This window comes from Flavobacterium sp. MFBS3-15 (assembly GCF_026107645.2).
Taxonomy (GTDB): domain Bacteria; phylum Bacteroidota; class Bacteroidia; order Flavobacteriales; family Flavobacteriaceae; genus Flavobacterium.
Genome location: NZ_JAPCHV010000023.1, coordinates 12,903 through 30,490 on the forward strand (window position 1 = coordinate 12,903; position 17,588 = coordinate 30,490).

At 47.7% G+C, this 17,588-nt stretch carries 18 protein-coding genes; 5 read left to right on the plus strand and 13 right to left on the minus strand.

Features of this window, described 5'->3' with window-relative positions:
- Positions 1 to 30 precede the first annotated feature (30 nt).
- Positions 31 to 2,010 carry a DUF2075 domain-containing protein gene (locus tag OGH69_RS16810; RefSeq protein WP_265175656.1) on the minus strand — a complete coding sequence of 660 codons (1,980 nt, stop codon included), beginning with the start codon at positions 2,008 to 2,010 and terminating at the stop codon, positions 31 to 33.
- On the minus strand, positions 2,003 to 2,209 hold the full coding sequence (locus OGH69_RS16815) for a helix-turn-helix domain-containing protein (RefSeq protein ID WP_265175657.1): 207 nt from the start codon (positions 2,207 to 2,209) through the stop codon (positions 2,003 to 2,005). Before OGH69_RS16815 ends, OGH69_RS16810 begins: the two co-directional genes overlap by 8 nt.
- A gap of 84 nt (positions 2,210 to 2,293) precedes the next feature.
- On the opposite strand from OGH69_RS16815, the gene OGH69_RS16820 reads away from it, so the two are divergent.
- Positions 2,294 to 2,596, plus strand: a complete 303-nt coding sequence (locus OGH69_RS16820; RefSeq protein ID WP_265175658.1) for a hypothetical protein — start codon at positions 2,294 to 2,296, stop codon at positions 2,594 to 2,596.
- A gap of 9 nt (positions 2,597 to 2,605) precedes the next feature.
- Here the strand turns inward: OGH69_RS16820 and OGH69_RS16825 are convergent, their stop codons facing one another.
- Positions 2,606 to 2,842, minus strand: coding sequence for a hypothetical protein (locus OGH69_RS16825; RefSeq protein WP_265175659.1), 237 nt, complete (start codon positions 2,840 to 2,842; stop codon positions 2,606 to 2,608).
- Positions 2,843 to 3,118: 276 nt separating this feature from the next.
- Between OGH69_RS16825 and OGH69_RS16830 the strand changes: the two genes are divergently transcribed.
- The 3 genes from OGH69_RS16830 (at position 3,119) to OGH69_RS16840 (ending at position 5,734) form a co-directional block, all read left to right on the plus strand.
- The gene (locus OGH69_RS16830; protein ID WP_265175660.1) at positions 3,119 to 4,468 is read left to right on the plus strand and encodes an ammonium transporter; all 1,350 of its coding nucleotides are present in this window, start codon (positions 3,119 to 3,121) and stop codon (positions 4,466 to 4,468) included.
- 181 nt (positions 4,469 to 4,649) lie between these two features.
- Positions 4,650 to 5,180 (plus strand): nuclear transport factor 2 family protein, encoded by a 531-nt coding sequence (locus tag OGH69_RS16835; RefSeq protein WP_265175661.1) that lies wholly within the window; start codon positions 4,650 to 4,652, stop codon positions 5,178 to 5,180.
- A gap of 62 nt (positions 5,181 to 5,242) precedes the next feature.
- On the plus strand, positions 5,243 to 5,734 hold the full coding sequence (locus tag OGH69_RS16840) for a CvpA family protein (protein WP_265175662.1): 492 nt from the start codon (positions 5,243 to 5,245) through the stop codon (positions 5,732 to 5,734).
- A gap of 75 nt (positions 5,735 to 5,809) precedes the next feature.
- Here OGH69_RS16840 and OGH69_RS16845 read toward each other — a convergent pair whose 3' ends face one another.
- From OGH69_RS16845 to OGH69_RS16890, 10 genes are all read right to left on the minus strand, one after another.
- The gene (locus OGH69_RS16845; protein ID WP_265175663.1) at positions 5,810 to 6,556 is read right to left on the minus strand and encodes a tetratricopeptide repeat protein; all 747 of its coding nucleotides are present in this window, start codon (positions 6,554 to 6,556) and stop codon (positions 5,810 to 5,812) included.
- Between the two features lie 11 nt (positions 6,557 to 6,567).
- Positions 6,568 to 7,059, minus strand: coding sequence for a hypothetical protein (locus OGH69_RS16850; protein WP_265175664.1), 492 nt, complete (start codon positions 7,057 to 7,059; stop codon positions 6,568 to 6,570).
- A complete protein-coding gene (locus OGH69_RS16855) occupies positions 7,056 to 7,439 on the minus strand; it encodes a GxxExxY protein (RefSeq protein ID WP_265175665.1) in 384 nt (127 codons plus the stop codon). The genes OGH69_RS16850 and OGH69_RS16855 overlap by 4 nt, the downstream gene beginning before the upstream one ends.
- A 265-nt stretch (positions 7,440 to 7,704) precedes the next feature.
- Positions 7,705 to 9,480 carry a BatD family protein gene (locus OGH69_RS16860; RefSeq protein ID WP_265175666.1) on the minus strand — a complete coding sequence of 592 codons (1,776 nt, stop codon included), beginning with the start codon at positions 9,478 to 9,480 and terminating at the stop codon, positions 7,705 to 7,707.
- 402 nt (positions 9,481 to 9,882) lie between these two features.
- Positions 9,883 to 10,650 (minus strand): tetratricopeptide repeat protein, encoded by a 768-nt coding sequence (locus OGH69_RS16865; RefSeq protein WP_265175667.1) that lies wholly within the window; start codon positions 10,648 to 10,650, stop codon positions 9,883 to 9,885.
- The gene (locus tag OGH69_RS16870) at positions 10,647 to 11,684 is read right to left on the minus strand and encodes a VWA domain-containing protein (RefSeq protein WP_265175668.1); all 1,038 of its coding nucleotides are present in this window, start codon (positions 11,682 to 11,684) and stop codon (positions 10,647 to 10,649) included. Before OGH69_RS16870 ends, OGH69_RS16865 begins: the two co-directional genes overlap by 4 nt.
- Before the next feature lies 1 nt (position 11,685).
- Positions 11,686 to 12,693: a vWA domain-containing protein gene (locus OGH69_RS16875; protein WP_265175669.1), complete on the minus strand. Its 1,008-nt coding sequence runs from the start codon at positions 12,691 to 12,693 to the stop codon at positions 11,686 to 11,688.
- A complete protein-coding gene (locus OGH69_RS16880; RefSeq protein WP_265175670.1) occupies positions 12,690 to 14,363 on the minus strand; it encodes a BatD family protein in 1,674 nt (557 codons plus the stop codon). Before OGH69_RS16880 ends, OGH69_RS16875 begins: the two co-directional genes overlap by 4 nt.
- A 20-nt stretch (positions 14,364 to 14,383) precedes the next feature.
- Positions 14,384 to 15,250 (minus strand): DUF58 domain-containing protein, encoded by an 867-nt coding sequence (locus OGH69_RS16885; RefSeq protein ID WP_265175671.1) that lies wholly within the window; start codon positions 15,248 to 15,250, stop codon positions 14,384 to 14,386.
- A gap of 109 nt (positions 15,251 to 15,359) precedes the next feature.
- Entirely contained in the window at positions 15,360 to 16,364 is a 1,005-nt protein-coding gene (locus OGH69_RS16890; RefSeq protein ID WP_265175672.1) for an AAA family ATPase, read from the minus strand.
- A gap of 324 nt (positions 16,365 to 16,688) precedes the next feature.
- On the opposite strand from OGH69_RS16890, the gene OGH69_RS16895 reads away from it, so the two are divergent.
- Complete coding sequence (locus OGH69_RS16895) at positions 16,689 to 17,558, plus strand: aldo/keto reductase (RefSeq protein ID WP_265175673.1); 870 nt, start codon at positions 16,689 to 16,691, stop codon at positions 17,556 to 17,558.
- Positions 17,559 to 17,588: the final 30 nt, after the last annotated feature.

A 17,588-nucleotide genomic window follows, 5' to 3' on the forward strand; every position in this document is an offset into this window, starting at 1 on the left:
CGACAAAATGTTTAAAGAATGTAGGTGTACCTAAATTTCCACGATTCCTATACTTTTAAAGAAATCAAAAGTCCCATCATACATATATTTAGGACGTGTTATGTCTTCATCATTCCCCTGAGGAATATAAATCACCATGCCTTGCCTTGCTCTTGTAAGAAGAACACGATAAGAGTTTATAAGATACTTAACCTTATTTTGATCGGAGACATTTTGCCATTTAGTACCTTTAAACTTTTTATAATTCCATTTATTGCAATTATAAAACAGATCACCGTCCCAAGCCACACAAGTCCAGTCAAGTTCTAATCCTTGAACATCAAATTCAGTAGCAACTTCTTCAAGAAAGTATGATGACCTAATATCGTTTTTCTCATTTAGAAACCAATCAGGTGCTTTAATTTTTGCTTTGACATTCAGTCCAAAAGGCCTCAATCTGATCGCTCCTGATGATGCAACTATACCACATCTCTCCGGACCTTTAGTTTTCTCAAGAAGCCACTTCTTTGCAATCTGTAAATCTCTGGTAATATAAATAGGATAATTTTCCTTTATAAACTTGAAGTAAATATCCCTTGCCCCATTTATATTATTGTCAATAATTTCTTGAATGAAAATTGACAACTGAGCACTCCTAAATGACCTTAGTGAAACAGACAAGTGCAAGTCAGATTTAGGGACGGCATCTTTCTCTTCTAAAATAGTCAGAGAGTTTTCGTCTTTAATATAATTTGAATCATCCGTTATTTCAGAAGAATAATATATATCCCAATCTTGATAATTATTTGCAAATGGTTTTATCCATTCTTCCAAACCAGCCTCTCCTGTATTTATTTCTTGCCCTCCCCCAATCAGACAAATAATTGTACACCAATTGTTATGCCTATTCATTACTTCTATCAAAAATTCTGGTTCAGATTTATTGAAGTCTGGAATTCCTTTATTCCTTTGCATGAATTTAGACGCTTGCTCTAACGTCCAGGCTCGTTGCGCTTCATCGAAAATCGTAACTTTCTCAATAGGAGGTTTTGTGTCTTTTAAAGAGGCATCTCTGAAATGATGAATATTTTGAATAAAAGACGTAACATGTGAAGATGCAACCTTTTTAGTTATAGGAACTTTATTTTCTTTTGACGTTTTTACTTTGTCACGACTTAAGGCTTCTCTCAATACATCTACCAAAGGACCATTACCCGAAAGAAATACAGCATGCTCTTCAGCCTCATAATTTGAGCGTAAATTAGCAATATTTAGTCCTGCTAATGTTTTTCCAGCGCCAGGAACACCCGTAACAAAGCAAATAGATTTCTTGTTATTTGCTTTAGAATAATCAATGATTTGAGAAATACATTCTGATGTTGCTGACAAATTTTTAGCCCCTGCATCATTTCTGGATATCTCTTCAACATTATGCATCTTATATAAAGCTGTTGCAGCTTCTATGATGGTTGGAGTCGGCTTATATATAGAATTTTCCCATTCCTCCACATCTATCTTCTCGCAGCCTTTAAACCTGGCTAACGTCTCGACAATAATCTGTTTTAAAGAATCTGCATTTGAGCATAAGGTCTCATAAACATTGTCAAAGCTTAAAGTGTAGGAATTTTGACATATTGGCCCCTTATCCGCAACTAAAATTGGAATAATAACTTTATTATGGCTTCCCTCATGGAAGTTATTCATATCTAACGAATAATCGAAAGTTTGATCTTTTGCATGTTTATCGTATACCTTTGACCCTATTTTAAACTCTATGATAAATATACAATTATCAATAATGATAATGTTATCGACCCTTTTCCCCATACGTGGAATGGTGAACTCAAAATAAACTTTTCCTTTAAAACCTTCAATTTGGCCTTTGAGTAATTGGATTTGTTGCTTCCAAGCATTGGACTGCTGCTTGACTAAATTGTTTAAATCATACTGACCGGCAATCTTACCATAAACACTATCGGTATCTTCTAAAATAAAATTTGCGATAGAAGATGAATAATAAGCCCTATTCATCGAATAAGTCTTTTATTTTTACCTCTAATGCTTTTGCCAACTTCTCAACGACTTCAATAGACACATTTCGCTCACCCTTTTCAATTGTCGGCAAATATGTTCTATCTATTTCTGCTAAATTAGCAAGCCTTTCTTGTGAAAGTCCTTTAGACTTTCGCAGCTCTTTTATTTTAAGTCCAAACTTTTGCTTGATATCCATAAAGACAAAAGTTCATAAATGCAGACTATAAAACAACGGAGTATAGTCGGGTTTTTAGTACATTTGAAATCTATTTATTTAAAAATGAACATCAAACTAAATTACCTCTATCGTGATGCAAGCAATTATAAAAACTATGGTAGCGTGGTGTTTTCTAACTCCAATCATGTTTCATTGCGCAGCATTGAGAGTGCGATAAGGCAAAACCTGATAGATAGTGAATATTTTGTTGCGGAAATATGGCAGTTGCCATCGTTATTTTTTTCAGAACAAAATAAAGATGATCATATTTGGCACGAATATGAAAGTGTGGAGTTCACTTATGATAATGTAAACTTCATCCCAATAGAAGATTTCCTTATGAGACTTATGGTGAAATTAAATTAGAGGGGTACATTACATCCCCACCCTCATCTTATTAGCGGCAAACGCTTCGATGGCCGTAGTATAGTCGGTATCATCCCAGTCGGTTTCCTCATGGATGGCTTCAAATTCCTTGCCCCATCGGATGATTTCGGCAATGTCTTCCCTGGAATCCCCGGAGCAAAAACCCTTTTGCCCGGCAATGAAGGCAATATCGGCAATTGCCTCAAATAATTTAACCTCTTCTACGGTGTGGTGTAAAGAATGCATGTGTCTGTTTTTTTGATTGATGACTACAATGTTATAAAATTTTTCAATACAATCCTTTAACACTACATTAACTTATCAACTATTTATGCTTGCATAGTTTCCTACAAAACAGCGTGGTTACAGGAGAAAACGCAGTAATTCACGGCAATCGGTGATAATTCACAAATTGCGGGCGATAAATGCGATATGATTTTGAATAAGCCTTAAAAGTTAAGGGGCTAAATAATTAATATCTATTTAATTTTTATTTTTACCCCTGAAAAAATACAGGGTATCATGGAAAAAAAGTTAGAAAAACGCTGGATAGCCGCATTCGTCATTACCACTGCCGTTGCCATCGCGGGGTTGTTCTGGGAACATAAAACCGTTAGCGGCCCCACATCCCAATTCAACGCTACCGATGCCATAGTGCCCGCCGATGTGGCCTGGCTGCTCACGGCCTCCTGCCTTGTTTTGCTCATGACTCCCGGCCTGTCGTTCTTTTACGGCGGCATGGTCGGCAAAAAGAACGTCATTTCCACCATGCTCAAAAGCTTCATATGCCTTGGCGTCATCAGCCTGCTTTGGGTAACGGTGGGCTTCAGCCTCAGCTTTGGCGATCCCATAGGCATCACCATCGACGGCACTTACTACGGCCTCATCGGCTCCCCGTCCGACTTTGCCTTTTTTGATTATGTAGACGAGCATCCGCACGTAAAAATGGCAACCACCATCCCGTTCATCCTCTTTGCGCTGTTCCAGATGAAGTTTGCCATCATCACGCCCGCCATCATTACGGGCGCCCTTGCCGAGCGCATCCGCTTCATATCGTTCCTGCTGTTCATCTGCCTGTTCTCGATATGCATCTATGCCCCGCTGTGCCACATGGTATGGCACCCCAGCGGACTTTTGGGTGCTTACTTCGGCGTTAAGGATTTTGCCGGCGGAACGGTAGTGCACATGAGCGCCGGGTTTGCGGCCATTGCCGGCGTGCTGGTGCTGGGCAAGCGCAAAAATGTGGAATACATACCTACCAACATACCGTTCGTACTCCTGGGCACGGGCATGCTTTGGTTCGGGTGGTTCGGGTTCAATGCCGGATCGGCGCTGGCAGCCAACCATACCGCGGCCATGGCGTTTGCCACCACCACTATTGCCTCAGCGTCGGCCATGCTCACCTGGGCGTTCTTCGACAGGCTCAACGGAAGGAAAGTATCGGCACTGGGCTGCTGCATCGGGGCGGTTGTTGGGCTTGTGGCTATAACACCGGCAGCAGGCTTTGTGTCGGTGCCAAAAAGCATTTTCTTCGGGTTTGCCGCGGCCATCGTGTCCAACATCATGGTCAACTGGAAGTCGCTTAAAAAGATCGACGATACGCTCGATGTGTTTGCCTGCCACGGCGTGGGCGGCATCATGGGCATGATACTCACCGCCATCTTTGCCGAGGGCGAAAATGCCAGCCTGCTCCACGGCGGCTGGAGCGTTTTCGGGCACCACATGATGGCGCTGGTACTGGTAGCAGTATTCTCGTTCTTCGGGGCCATGCTGCTCTACAAGTTGACCAACCTGTTCATACCCCTCCGCGTTTCGGAAGAAGCCGAACACCAGGGGCTCGACCTGTCGCAGCATAATGAGATGCTGGGGTAATGCCATTTTAACCACATAGATACATAGCTTTTACTTGTGCTGTAAACCTTAGCCCTGAAGCAAAGCTTCGCTATGTTTTCTTTCACCGGCCTTTATCTTTCGTCACTAAAGGCTATGTATCTATGTGGTTAAATTTTTTGTAGATTAGGCGGTTAAGTATATCTTTATAAAAAGTTTTAGCATGAAAAAGATATACTTCCTGTGCCTGGCCTGCGTAACCATTTCTGCAGCTTATTTTACCGGAAAAAGCGACACTGCCGACATTGCCAAAGAGACCAAAGCCATCAATGCCTTCCTGAACGACTGGCATGCCGCTGCCGCAAAAGGTGACCACAACGGGTATTTTGGTAAAATTGCCGAAGATGGCCGCTATATCGGTACCGATGCCACTGAAAACTGGGACAAAAAAGCATTCCTTGCCTTTTCAAAACCGTATTTTGACCGTGGCAAGGCGTGGGATTTTAAAGCCCTGGAGCGCAATGTATATTTTAGCAAGGACGGCAAAACAGTATGGTTCGACGAGCTCCTCGACACCTGGATGAAGGGCTGCCGCGGTTCGGGCGTACTCGAAAAGGAAGGCAAAGAATGGAAAATAAAGCATTACGTGCTTTCCATGACCGTACCAAACGATGCTACAAATGACATCCTGCCCTTTAAAGGCAAATATGAAGATGCCCTGATCGAAAAAATGCGCCAACAGCCTAAACCATAATCGCAACCGTAAAACTGCGACCGCGGCTGTGACTTTTTAAGCAGGAACCGTACCTTTGTACCATGACAGGAATCGACATCATACTTGGGGGGCTGCTGGTTTACGGACTGATAAAAGGTTTTTGGAAAGGGCTTTTTGTAGAGCTGGCCTCGCTGGTATCGCTCATTGCCGGCCTTTTTATTGCCGTGAAATTCTCGCAGCTGACCGCCAATCTGCTTGAAGGCACTTTGTCCGACGACCCCGCCACGGCTGCCGTCATTGCTTTTGCCATAACGTTCCTTGCAGTGGTGATAGGCATTACGCTGCTGGCAAAAGTATTCACCAAACTTGCCGATTATTCCGGGCTTGGGCTCATGAACCGCGTACTGGGCGGCGTGTTCGGATTCATGCGGATGGTGCTGGTACTGAGCGTACTGCTCAATTTCTTCCTGAAACTAAACTTTAACCACGATCTTGTAAAGAAAGAAACCCTCGATGGCTCTTTCTTCTTTTACCCGTTGGTTGAGGTTTCAACGTATATTTTCCCGGTATTCGAAGATTGGTTCAGGGAATAGCTATTTCAGATTGTAGATTTCAGATTGAGCTGCAGTCATGCCGGCAGCTGTGAGCGTCTTATTCCCCCTTTGGGGTTAGGGGGCTAATTGCTTAATCGCCTCCGACGGTACCCATCCCTCACTATCATCCGGCATCCGCACCTTTTGCCACTGCTCTTTCGTTTCCAATACATTTACTTTTATACCCGCATGGAGAATGAAGGTATCATCCCCCTGTGCCGAGGGCTGTGCTTTTACCTGCACCATCTCGCTGAACACAATGGCAGGATGTTCGCTATCCACCTCCGATTTCGCATGGAAGCCCGCTGTGAGGCTAAAAAGCAACATAACGCCCATCAGTGTCATCCCAGCAAAAAAGCCGCGCTTAAGGGCTGTTTTCTTTGTAAAGTAGTACCCTGCGAACAATGCCAGCACAAGGAAAGCACATACAATGGCTATCCACCCCCAGCTGTCGTAATGGTACATCCCCGATAGGCCGCTCATAAACCCGGACAGGCCCGGTCGGGCCACAGGTTCGATGTTGTCGGTAATAAGCTCACGGGCATACCCGAGGTTGATCTCAATATCCTCATTGCCCGGGTCGAGTAAGAGTGCCTTTTCGTAGTTGTAAATGGCGGGCGCCACCTGTTCCTGCTTAAAGTAGGCATTGCCCAGGTTAAAGTACAGCTCCGCCGACTCCTGCCCACCTTTCAGTATGCCCTCATATGTCGCAATGGCCTGGTCGTACTGCCCCTGCCGGAACTGTTCGTTGCCTTTCTCAAACGCATCCTGTGCAAACAATGCCTGCGTAAGGAATAATAGTATGTATGCTAAGTTTTTCATTGTAATTTATATCAATACATCTCGTCTGCCATTTCCAGCAGGCCGCTTTCCCTGATCTCCATTAAGGAGCCTTCAACGGTATCGGTCTTGCCCTTTATGTTACTTTCTTTTCCCGTGGCCTCATTCATTACGAGGACACCAACGGTCTGTTTGTCTTCTTCCGCAGAGTAGTTGTAATAGATGACATATTTATAGCCGTCATTTTCAAATATGATGTTCTGTATCTCAACCCCGGCATTGGACTTACCTCCACCCCTGCGATAGTAACTGTATTTGAATTTCGGCCAGCTATTTTTCAGGTCACCGGGAAATTCCATCTCTATCTTATCCCCGGTACCAAAGCGGTAGACCAGATACTGGTCATTCTTCTCTTTCGCCAAAACAACTTTTTTGCCCTTATTTGTTTTAAATGAAAAGACAAGCTCCTCATTGTTTTTGACATACTCCGCCTGCGCAAAGATCGCCTGCGAAAGGAATAATAGTAGGTATGCTAAATTTTTCATTCCAAAGTTCCGTTAATAACCCTTTTCATCCCATTTTTGATCAGCAAGGTATTAAAGTTAATCAATAGTCCTAATTTACAGCTTGATAATTTCAGGTACGTAAGCAATTGGGCCAAATGAATATCATGGAGTTCTTCCACCGATTTAACCTCAATAATGAATTTATTTTCAATCATTATATCAACCCTGTAGCCAACATCCAGCCTGATCTCGCCATATGCCAAAGGAAGCGGTTTTTCTTTCTCAATGTATAATCCCGACTTGTATAACTCATAGCACAAACACTCACAATAAGCACTCTCCAATAACCCGGGCCCTAAGGCTTTGTGGACTTTAAGGGCACAATTGTAGACTATTTTTGCTATTTCGTTTTCCGTCATTTATTTTTTAATATAATTTAAAGGTTAGCTTCCATAGTTACTATCTTGCTATTTTTTACCACAAGGATCACAAAGTTTTTTCACTAAGGACACTATAACAAGCGAAACTTTGAAAGGGCACAAAGTTTCGCTTCGCTTTTAAGCTTCCGCATGCAAAAACATACTGCTTTGTGCCCCTCTTCACAAAATTATCCATATAGCTTTGTGGGCTTGGTGTAAATCCTTAGTGTCCCTTGTGGTAAAATAACCCAAAGTGGTTAAAAAACTACATCTGCTTTTCCAAAGCTGTCACCACCGCCACCGCGTTATCATAATCCTGCTGCATCGCCGTACTTGTCGATGGGGCGTACCTCGCAAACTCGCAGTTGTCCATGATCTTCATGAAATCATTCACTGTATCGCTGTCCGCGTTGCGCGAAAGGAGCAGCTCCCGAACGTTCTGCCTGCTCATTTCGGCGGTTTCTATGTCCAGCTTGGCCTTCAGGAAGTTGTGCAGCGCCTTTTCCAGGTGCCTGTAAAACGGCTCCTTGTCGCCCAGGTGCTTTTTCGCTTCCGCCAGGTATTTCTTAGCCAGCTTGTTGGTTTCCCGCACACGGTTGCCTTTCACATCGCCATCGTAGGCTTCTTTTTTCTTCCTTGCAAAAATGATCACCGGAACCAGCAGGAACGGCAGCGCAAGCAATACCCAAAACAGCACCGATCCAAGAAACCCGCTACTGCCGATAGCCTTCAGCGAAGTGCTGCCGGCAATGGTTCGGAAAGGCTCGCGTGCCTCCGGCGCTCCTTTGCCGCTGCCTGACGCGCTTTCGGCCGGGCTTACACCGCCTGCCGGTACGCTCAGCACATCGACCACGATATTATCATAGGCCATGGTGCGGTACGTCTTTAATTTCGGGTCAAACCATGAGAACGACAGTCCCTGTATGGCAAATTTTCCTTTTTTATGGGGTACGATGGTATAGCTGTCCGCCATGTTCCCTTCCATTCCGCTAAGCGGAACGGCTATGTTTTCAGAATGCTCGGGATCGAATATTTCCAGCTCCTTCGGTGCCGATGGCTTTGGCAGGCGGAACAGCTTCATGTTGCCCTTGCCGCTAACCGATACTTCCAGCTTGAGTGACTCGCCGTTGGACAGTGTGGTTTTGGATGGTGTTGCCTTAAACGTAAAGCTGCCCACCGCCCCGCTGAAGTTGGCCGGGCGCCCCTGCTCCGGAAGCGCCTTTACATTAACCACTGTATTCCCTGTAGAAACCATCCTGTTCTCAACCGTAAAGGCATCGTTACCAAAACGGTCTACACGGCCTGTGGGTATTTCCAGTGCCAGCGATGCCGTCATGGGGTCGAGTTCGATCTTGCCGCTCTTTTGCGGGTAAAGCACCGCCCTGCGCAGCACCACGTAGTTGTGGATTTCGCCCTTGAACATCCCCTGCTGTACCGACTGTTGGTTCTTCGGCACATCCTCTACCTGGCTCCAAAAATCGGGGTACTGCGGGTTGTCGGCCTTATCCCACGCGCGAACGCCTGTGCCGACTTTTACATACAGCTTGTACACCACATTCACCGGCTCGTTGATATAGGGGTTTGGGTTGCTTACCTCAGCCACAAGCTGCACATTGCCCAGCGCCTTCTGCATCTGCTTGCTGTTCGGCGCATTCGGGTTTACTGCCATGCCGTTGCCAACAGCCGCGGTCACGGTCACTTTGAACGGTATGGTCTTGTACACCTTGTTCTTTATCTCGATGGTAGCCTGCCCAATGGTAAATGTCCCGCGTGATGTAGGGGTCAGGAAGTAGGTATAAACCTTATTATACGTCTGCTTTTTGTTGACCCAAAGATAATTGAACGACTGAATCGGCCCCGAAACATTGAATCCTTTGAAAGACGGCGGGTTAAAGTTGTCGCCGTCCTCGTTCATGGTAAATTCCAGCTTCATGGTCTCGTTGATGCCAAGCGTCGTCCTTTCGGGAATGGCCTTAAACTCCACCTGGGCATAGATCCCCTGGATGCAAAAAAATAATATGAATGCTATATATCTCTTCATTATTCAAAAATACAAACCTCCGCTTTTTTAGCTACGAATTACACGAATTTCTTCCTTGCTTTAGTTATCACATTCCAAGTTGGCAAGAAAGATTGCCGCGCTCCGTTGCACTACGCCCGCAATGACATTCATGCCCGCTTACTCATTTCCATTAATTTCTTCCGCCAACAGTGTTATGTCATCCACCGTCATTGCGGGGAGGAACGACGAAGCAATCTTTCCATTCAGTCCCAAGTAATTCCTAATGAACGATTGCCGCACTCCGTTGCACTACGCTCGCAATGACACCCGAACCCACATACTTTTATCCTACAGCAAGAGTGTTACGTCACGTCTACCTCTCCTTTGGAGAGGGCCGGGGTGAGGACTTTGCGGCATGAGTGTAATTCGTGGCTAAAACCCTTACCAATCTTTCTCCTGCTTCTTCGGCTGGGCTTTCACGCGTACGCCTTTTACCCTGTCCTGCACTTTTTTCTCCTCGTTGTTCATCGCGTCGAGCAGACTCTCCATCCGCTGTTTGGACGGGTCGTCCTTCGCCGGTTTCGGGTCGCCCTTTTCATCGGCGCCACCCTTATTTTGCTGTGCGCCTTCGCCGCCGCCCTTAGGCTCGGGCGTATCCTTGCTGCCCCCTCCGTCGGCCTTTTCGCCACTGTCGCCACGGTTTTTCTGCACGTTGCTCTTATTGTCTTCCTTGTCGTCCTTCGGCGGGTCCTTGCGGTCGTCTTTTTTCGGTGGCTTGGGCGGGTTCTTGTCCAGCATCTCCTTAGCCAGCGCATAGTTATAACGCGTTTCATCGTCCAGCGGGTTGTTGCGCAGCGCATTTTTATACGCTTCCACAGCCTTTTGGTAATCCTTCACCTTCATGTAAACATTGCCCATGTTGTGCCACGCCTTGTGCTTCTCGGGCTTGGTCACAGCCTTGTCTACCGCGCTGGCGTAGGCTATCAGCGCCTCGCTGTACTGCTTCTGCTCATACACGGCGTTGCCCAGGTTATAATCGGCCGCTGCCTTTGCAGGCTCTTTCGACTTCGATATCCTGTAATCGGCCTCCGCGTTACGGTACGCCTTGTTCTTATATTCCTCATTGCCGCGTGCCATGTCATTATCGGGCTTTTGCGCGAATGCAAAAACCGGGATCATCACCAGCAATGCCATCATCAGTCCCTTCATGATTCTTTCTCGTTAAAAAGGTTCAGTTTCTTAATCCACGCTGTTTTGCGCTCCAGCAGGAACATGTCGATGATGAGCAATAACAATGCCGCGCCCAGGAACCATTGGTACTGCGAATCGTAATCCGATACCTGCCTCGATGCAAATCCTTTCTTGTCGATGTTCTCCAGCGCTTTTGCCACATAGTCGGCTACTTCGCGGCTGTCGTTACCCGATACATACCCGCCGCCTGTCACCTTCGCCAGGTCCTTCAACGGTGCCGGGAAAAGTTTTGTGGTCACGATCTGCCCTTCATTATCGCGCTTAAAGCTTTCGGTCACGCCATTGCGTTTTAACGGGATGTTGCCGCCCTTCTCGGTGCCGACGCCCACCGTAACCATTTTGATGCCTTTTTCAGCCAGGTCTTCGGCAGCGCTAAAACTGTCCTGCCCGTGGTCCTCGCCATCGGACAATAATATCACCATCTTTCCTGCCTTGGGGTCGTCAAAATACGAAGCCGACATCATCAGCGCCTCATTGATGGCCGTACCCTGCGACGATACCATGTCGGTATCCATCCCTTCCAGCAGCATTTTCGCCACGCTGTAGTCGTTGGTTATCGGCAGTACGGGAAACGCGCTTCCGGCATAGCCGATGATGCCCACCCTGTCGGCGCCCAGCTGCTTCATGATCTGCGAGACTATTTGCTTGCTCTTTTCGAGGCGATTGGGCGCTACGTCTTCGGCCAGCATGCTCAGCGACACGTCTACCGCGAATACTATGTCGGCACCCTGCGTTTTTACAACCTCCTTGCGCATACCGGCCCTGGGGTTGACCAGTGCCAGCACCAGCCCGGTGATGACCAGAAGCATGATGGTAAATTTGAGCCCCGACTTGAATGCCGAACGCTCCGGCGAAAGTTGCTGTACGATTTCGGGACTCCCGAATTCGCGCTGCTTTTTCTTCTTCCAGTACAGGTCGTACGCATACAGCCCTGCCAGCACCGGGATGATGGCCAAAAGATAGAAGTATATGGGTTTGTCCAGTACGTACATGTTAAATAAAGCTGCGGTATAAGGTCCGGCGCAGTACCGCCTCAAGGACTAACAGCCCGAGCGCGGCCCACACAAAAATGCGGAATTTCTCCTCGTAATTAAAATATTTCAGTTCAGGGATCTCGCTGGTTTCCAGCTTGTCGATCTCCTTATAAATTTGAGCCAGCCGGTTATTGTCGGTCGCACGGAAGTACTTGCCCCCCGTTTCTTTAGCTATGTCTTCCAGTAGCTGCTCGTCAATTTTCACGGGTGCCATGCGGTATATGATTTCCCCCGAAAAAGGATCCTGCGTCCATGGGAACTCCGCATTGCCGTTGGTACCTATGCCTATGGTGTACACCTTCAGCCCAAACTCCTTTGCAATGGCCGCGGCGGTTTTCGGCTCTATAGAACCACCGTTGTTCACACCATCGGTCATCAGGATGATGATGCGGCTCTTTGCCTTGCTTTCCTTGAGGCGGTTTACGGCGGTTGCCAAGCCTGTTCCTATAGCGGTGCCGTCTTTTATCATCAGGTTGCCGAAGGTAATCGACTCTATCGCCTGCTTTACCAACTGCTTGTCGCTGGTTACGGGTATCTTGGTATAAGCTTCGGCGGCATACAGTACCAGCCCGATGCGGTCGTTGGTACGCGCCCCGACAAACTCGGCAGCGGTTTTTTTAAGGGCTTCAAAACGGTTGGGCTTCAGGTCCTTTGCGAGCATGCTGCTCGATACGTCGGCAGCCAATACGATGTCGATACCGTTCACCGATCCCGCCTTGCTGCTTACATCGGCCGTGCGCGGGCGGGCAAGCGCCACGATCATGCAGGTCATGGCCAAAAGGCGGATGATGAACAATGCCGGCTTCAGTTTCGCCTTGAGCGACGGTGCGGCTTTAAACCCCTGTACCGAGCTGATGCGCAGCGTGGCCGATTGCTGTTTCCTTTTCATGAAATGCCAGCCCGCAGCCAGCGGCAATAACAGCAGCAGCCAGAAAAAACCTGGATGTAAAAAAGTTATCTCGCTCATGGTTGCTGTTGCTGGTTTTGCTCCGGGTCCTGCGCCTGCTGTTCACCCTGCTGTTTAACCGCAGTAAATTCTACCGAATTTTTTATGCGTTTCACAATGTCTTTGGCATAGCTGTCACCTTCTTCGTGTATTATCATTACCTGCTGCACGCCCTGCTGCTGCTTAAAGTACATTATTTCATATTCCGCCCTTTTCTTTTCTTTTGTAACCGGGTCGGGTATCGTCATGGTGCCGTAAGCCCGCAGCCCTTCGGTGCCGTGTTCGGTTTTAAAGCCTTCCTGTTTTTGCAATATGCCTGTCACGCCCTGTGCTTCCCATTCTTTTGCTGTAGCATCAAATGCCTTGAGCAGGTCGATATCCACAGGCTGCTTAAATACTATGGTGGCCACTGCAACGTGGAAATTATCAAACAGCGAGCCGTATTCAAACAGCTGCATTTCGCTGATGTTCTGCACGGCTTCCTTTGGAACGTTCTTATACACCTTCGTATTACGCTTGAGCACCTTGGGCGTTTCAATGGTCACGGGCGGTATGCCGTACTCGCTCTTTACCCATTCGGCATCCAGCAGCTCCTTGGTCGGGTGGCCTATCAGGTTATCTTTCAGGAAGTCGAACCCTTTGGTAATACCTATATAGATCGCTATCCCCACGATCAGGCCTACTACCCCGCCACTGACGGCAAGCACGCGCTGCCGCTTTTTCTTTTGCAGCAATATTTCGGCCTGGCGGGCTTTTTCTTCTTCCGATGGCTCGATGGGTTCCACCTCTGCCGGAAGGTTTTTATCGATGATGATGATGGTGTTCTCTATCCTGCCCCTGTCCTGTGCGATGATGTGGCCGTCCGGTCGCGACAGGGCAAATTTGGCCATGTCGGCATTGCGGAGCACTTTTTCGAATTCTTCATAAACCGATTCGTCAATGCGCATGTCCTTTCGGGCAACGGCCTCGCGCATGGCATCGATCAGTTCGGTAGTGGTGCTTTCCATCGCCGGTATGCGGATGGTTTCTTCCAGATAGGCACGGGCAATGTTGGCGAGCTCGCTGTAGTATTCCTTTACATGCCCTTTGGAGAGCAGGTCAGCCCTTTCGAGGCGGTTGAAGCTGATGCGTGCTTTTTCCTTTGGCGAAACATATTCCTGCTTCACTTCTTTCACCGGCTTCAGCTTTTTGTAGTAGCGGAATACCAGGTAACCGATGCCACCCAAAATGATAATGCCACCCAAAATGTACAACCACAGCCAGCTGCGCGATTCGGCGGCAATAACGGGCTTGATGTCGTACATTTTTTGCTTGAGGGTATCCACAACAATATTGTTTACCTCAATGGTAAGCGGCTTTGTCTGGAACGTTTTGTTGTTGATGATCACCGGAAGCTTCGGTATCTCGTACCTGCCGGAATCGAACTGCGTGAGCCCGTATTTTTTTACCAGCTCATACAGCCCGTCCTTTTCGATGGTGTCGGTCGGGTAGGCTTCCAGTACTTCCAGCTGCCCGAAATTCTTCCCTGCGGGGAAGCTCACCTTCGCGCCTTTGTTAGCCGTTGCCTTCAGCGTAAGGTTGAACTGCGACCCAATGCGGATCTTCGCCGAGTCGATGCTGGCCTGAACGCCGGGCTGCTGGGCGAAAGCCGTAGTGGCTGCCAGCAGTAAAAGCGCTATGTATGTTTTCAATTTTTGTATTCCCATATCCATTAACCCCTGCTTTTAAAATAACCCAGCAGCTTGGTCACATATGATTCCCCCACCTGCGCGCTCACCGTACCGGCACCGCACCGGCTAAAGGTTTCCCTGAAATAGTTTACCCTTTCGGCATAGTGCTTTTCATACTGCACCCGCACGGCTTTCGATCCCGTATCTACCGCTACTACTTCACCCGTTTCGGCGTCGGCCATTTCCACAAAACCTATGTCGGGCATTTTTTCCTCGCGTATGTCGTGTACCCTCACGCCGGTTATGTCGTGCTTTTTCGAAGCGATCTTCAGCGTATGCTCGTACCCGGCATCCATGAAGTCGGAGATCAGGAACACGATGGCCTTTTTCTTCTGTACCCCCGAGAGGAACTTCAGCGCCTGCGAAAGGTCGGTCTTCGGGCTTTCCGGATTAAACTCAATTAGCTCGCGGATGATGCGCAGCACGTGCGACTTGCCTTTCTTGGGTGGCACGTACAGTTCTATTTTGTCCGAAAAGAGTATCAGCCCTATTTTGTCGTTATTCTGCGTGGCCGAAAATGCCATGGTCGCGGCAATCTCGGTCACCAGGTCTCTCTTGAACTGGGTTTGCGACCCGAAGCTCTCCGACCCGCTCACGTCGACCATAAGCATCATGGTCAGTTCGCGTTCCTCCTCGAATACCTTTACATAAGGCTCGTTGTAGCGCGCGGTCACGTTCCAGTCGATGGCCCGCACGTCGTCGCCGAACTGGTACTGGCGCACCTCGCTAAAGGTCATCCCGCGCCCCTTGAACGACGTATGATATTCCCCCGAGAAGATATGATCGCTCAGCCTCCGGGTTTTTATCTCGATCTTGCGGACTTTTTTTAGTATCTTTTTTGTATCCAAATCTTTTGTTTAAGGTTTAAGGTTTAAAGTTTAAAGTTGCCTGCAGGACGTGCTACTTTCGCACAGAACTTTAGAAAAAACCTTAAACTTTAAACTTTTAAACTAAAAATTAAGGCACCTCAACCTCGTTGATGATCTTATTGATGATGTCTATCGAAGTGATATTCTCGGCTTCGGCTTCGTAGGTGATGCCTATCCTGTGGCGCAATACGTCGTATACCACAGCGCGCACATCTTCAGGGATCACAAAGCCCCTGCGCTTGATGAACGCATAGCACTTGGCGGCAATGGCCAGGTTGATGCTTCCCCTTGGCGACGAGCCGAAGCTGATCCACGGCTTGATTTTTTCAAGCTTATATTTCTCAGGGTAGCGTGTGGCAAACACGATGTCGAGGATGTATTTTTCTATTTTTTCGTCCATGTACACCTCGCGTACGGTTTGCTGCGCGCGGAGTATCTGCTCAATGGACACCACCTGGTTTACTTTTTCAAATGCCCCTTTCAGGTTCTGGCGGATCACAAGGCGCTCCTCGTCCATTTTCGGGTAGTCGATAACGGCCTTGAGCATAAAACGGTCCACCTGGGCTTCCGGCAGCGGATAGGTTCCCTCCTGCTCTACCGGGTTTTGCGTGGCCATTACCAGGAACGGCTGCTGCAATTTGAAGGTTTCCTCGCCAATGGTCACCTGCTTTTCCTGCATGGCTTCGAGCAGGGCACTCTGTACTTTTGCCGGGGCACGGTTGATCTCATCCGCAAGGACGAAATTGGCGAATATAGGCCCCTTTTTTATCGTGAACTCATTCTGCTTGATGTTGTAGATCATGGTTCCCACCACATCGGCAGGAAGCAGGTCGGGCGTAAACTGTATGCGGCTGAAGCTGCCGTGCACGGCCTGAGAGAGCGTGTTGATGGCGAGTGTTTTGGCAAGCCCCGGTACGCCTTCCAGCAATATGTGCCCCTGCCCGAGAAGCCCTATCAACAGGCGCTCCACCATGTATTTCTGGCCTACTATGACCTTATTCATTTCCATTGTGAGCAGGTCGACAAAGGCGCTTTCACGTTCTATTTTCTCGTTGATAGCCCTTATGTCCAAAGCCGCGGTATTTTCATCCATGTCCTGAAATTTTTTGGAGGTGTGAATTTAATGATGTAAAGCTAACGAAACAAATAGACTTTTAATATATTTTGGGCTTGTTAACGAGTTGTTAAACAACAAAGGCAAAAAAATTTAACCACATAGGCACATAGAAATAATGCCTATATAATTTAGGAGACATATACGCACATAGATGAAGCCAGCTTCATTCTCTGTGTATCTATCCGCGACTTATTAAGAGAATCAAAAACTATGTGCCTATGTGGTTAAAAATAAGTAATGGTGGTTATGCCGATACTATTTTTCCTATTTTTATGGCTTTCAAAAAAACATCCCATACAAATGAGCGTAAACCTGTCCCCCATAATTGCGGGAACGATGAATTGGGGCGTGTGGCTGGCCAACTATAACACCGCCCAAATGATACAACTGATGCATGAATGCATTGGCTATGGCATCACTACCTTTGACCATGCCGACATTTACGGCGGCTATACTACCGAAGCCGATTTTGGAAAGGCATTCGCCGAAAGCGGCATTCCGCGGGAAGCGATCCAGCTGATATCCAAGTGCGGCATCCAGCACACCCTGGGCGACCGCGTAAACAAGGTAAAGCACTACGATTATTCGAAAGAGTACATCATTTGGTCGGCTGAAAACTCGCTGAAATTCCTGCAAACCGATTACCTTGACATACTGCTCCTGCACCGCCCAAGCCCGCTCATGCAACCGGACGAGATAGCCGGGGCAGTAGAAAAGCTGAAAAGCGAGGGCAAGATCAAAGAGTTTGGGGTGTCGAACTTTACCAACAGCCAAACCGACCTGATCCGTTCGCGTACGGAAGTATACTGTAACCAGATCGAGTTTTCGGCCACCCATTTTGAACCGATGCTCGATGGCAGCCTGGACTACATGCAGGTGAATGGGATAAAGCCATTGGCCTGGAGCCCGATAGGTTCGGTTTTCAAAACCGTAACGGAACAGTCGGACCGCCTGAAGCTGCTGCTTTTGGAACTGGTGGAAAAATATGAAGTGACCGCCGACGTGATATTGCTGGCCTGGATTATGCAGCACCCGGCGGGCATTGTCCCGGTAACAGGGTCGTGCAGTAGCGACAGGCTCAAAAACCAGGTAAAAGCCGCCAGCCTGAAACTGGAACTGCAGGACTGGTTTGCGGTATGGACGGAAAGTATGGGGAATAAAGTTCCTTAGTTTTCAGTCGCAGTCGCAGTTTTCAGTCAG

Bases quoted from the DNA above. Each gene is read 5' to 3' on its own strand.
- OGH69_RS16825 (WP_265175659.1), bottom strand. From the start codon at position 2,842: ATGCATTCTTTACACCACACCGTAGAAGAGGTTAAATTATTTGAGGCA.
- OGH69_RS16870 (WP_265175668.1), bottom strand. From the start codon at position 11,684: ATGTACGTACTGGACAAACCCATATACTTCTATCTTTTGGCCATCATC.
- OGH69_RS16830 (WP_265175660.1), top strand. From the start codon at position 3,119: ATGGAAAAAAAGTTAGAAAAACGCTGGATAGCCGCATTCGTCATTACC.
- OGH69_RS16855 (WP_265175665.1), bottom strand. From the start codon at position 7,439: ATGACGGAAAACGAAATAGCAAAAATAGTCTACAATTGTGCCCTTAAA.
- OGH69_RS16835 (WP_265175661.1), top strand. From the start codon at position 4,650: ATGAAAAAGATATACTTCCTGTGCCTGGCCTGCGTAACCATTTCTGCA.
- OGH69_RS16850 (WP_265175664.1), bottom strand. From the start codon at position 7,059: ATGAAAAATTTAGCATACCTACTATTATTCCTTTCGCAGGCGATCTTT.
- OGH69_RS16810 (WP_265175656.1), bottom strand. From the start codon at position 2,010: ATGAATAGGGCTTATTATTCATCTTCTATCGCAAATTTTATTTTAGAA.
- OGH69_RS16875 (WP_265175669.1), bottom strand. From the start codon at position 12,693: ATGAGCGAGATAACTTTTTTACATCCAGGTTTTTTCTGGCTGCTGCTG.
- OGH69_RS16895 (WP_265175673.1), top strand. From the start codon at position 16,689: ATGAGCGTAAACCTGTCCCCCATAATTGCGGGAACGATGAATTGGGGC.
- OGH69_RS16845 (WP_265175663.1), bottom strand. From the start codon at position 6,556: ATGAAAAACTTAGCATACATACTATTATTCCTTACGCAGGCATTGTTT.
- OGH69_RS16865 (WP_265175667.1), bottom strand. From the start codon at position 10,650: ATGAAGGGACTGATGATGGCATTGCTGGTGATGATCCCGGTTTTTGCA.
- OGH69_RS16890 (WP_265175672.1), bottom strand. From the start codon at position 16,364: ATGGATGAAAATACCGCGGCTTTGGACATAAGGGCTATCAACGAGAAA.
- OGH69_RS16860 (WP_265175666.1), bottom strand. From the start codon at position 9,480: ATGAAGAGATATATAGCATTCATATTATTTTTTTGCATCCAGGGGATC.
- OGH69_RS16815 (WP_265175657.1), bottom strand. From the start codon at position 2,209: ATGGATATCAAGCAAAAGTTTGGACTTAAAATAAAAGAGCTGCGAAAG.
- OGH69_RS16820 (WP_265175658.1), top strand. From the start codon at position 2,294: ATGAACATCAAACTAAATTACCTCTATCGTGATGCAAGCAATTATAAA.
- OGH69_RS16840 (WP_265175662.1), top strand. From the start codon at position 5,243: ATGACAGGAATCGACATCATACTTGGGGGGCTGCTGGTTTACGGACTG.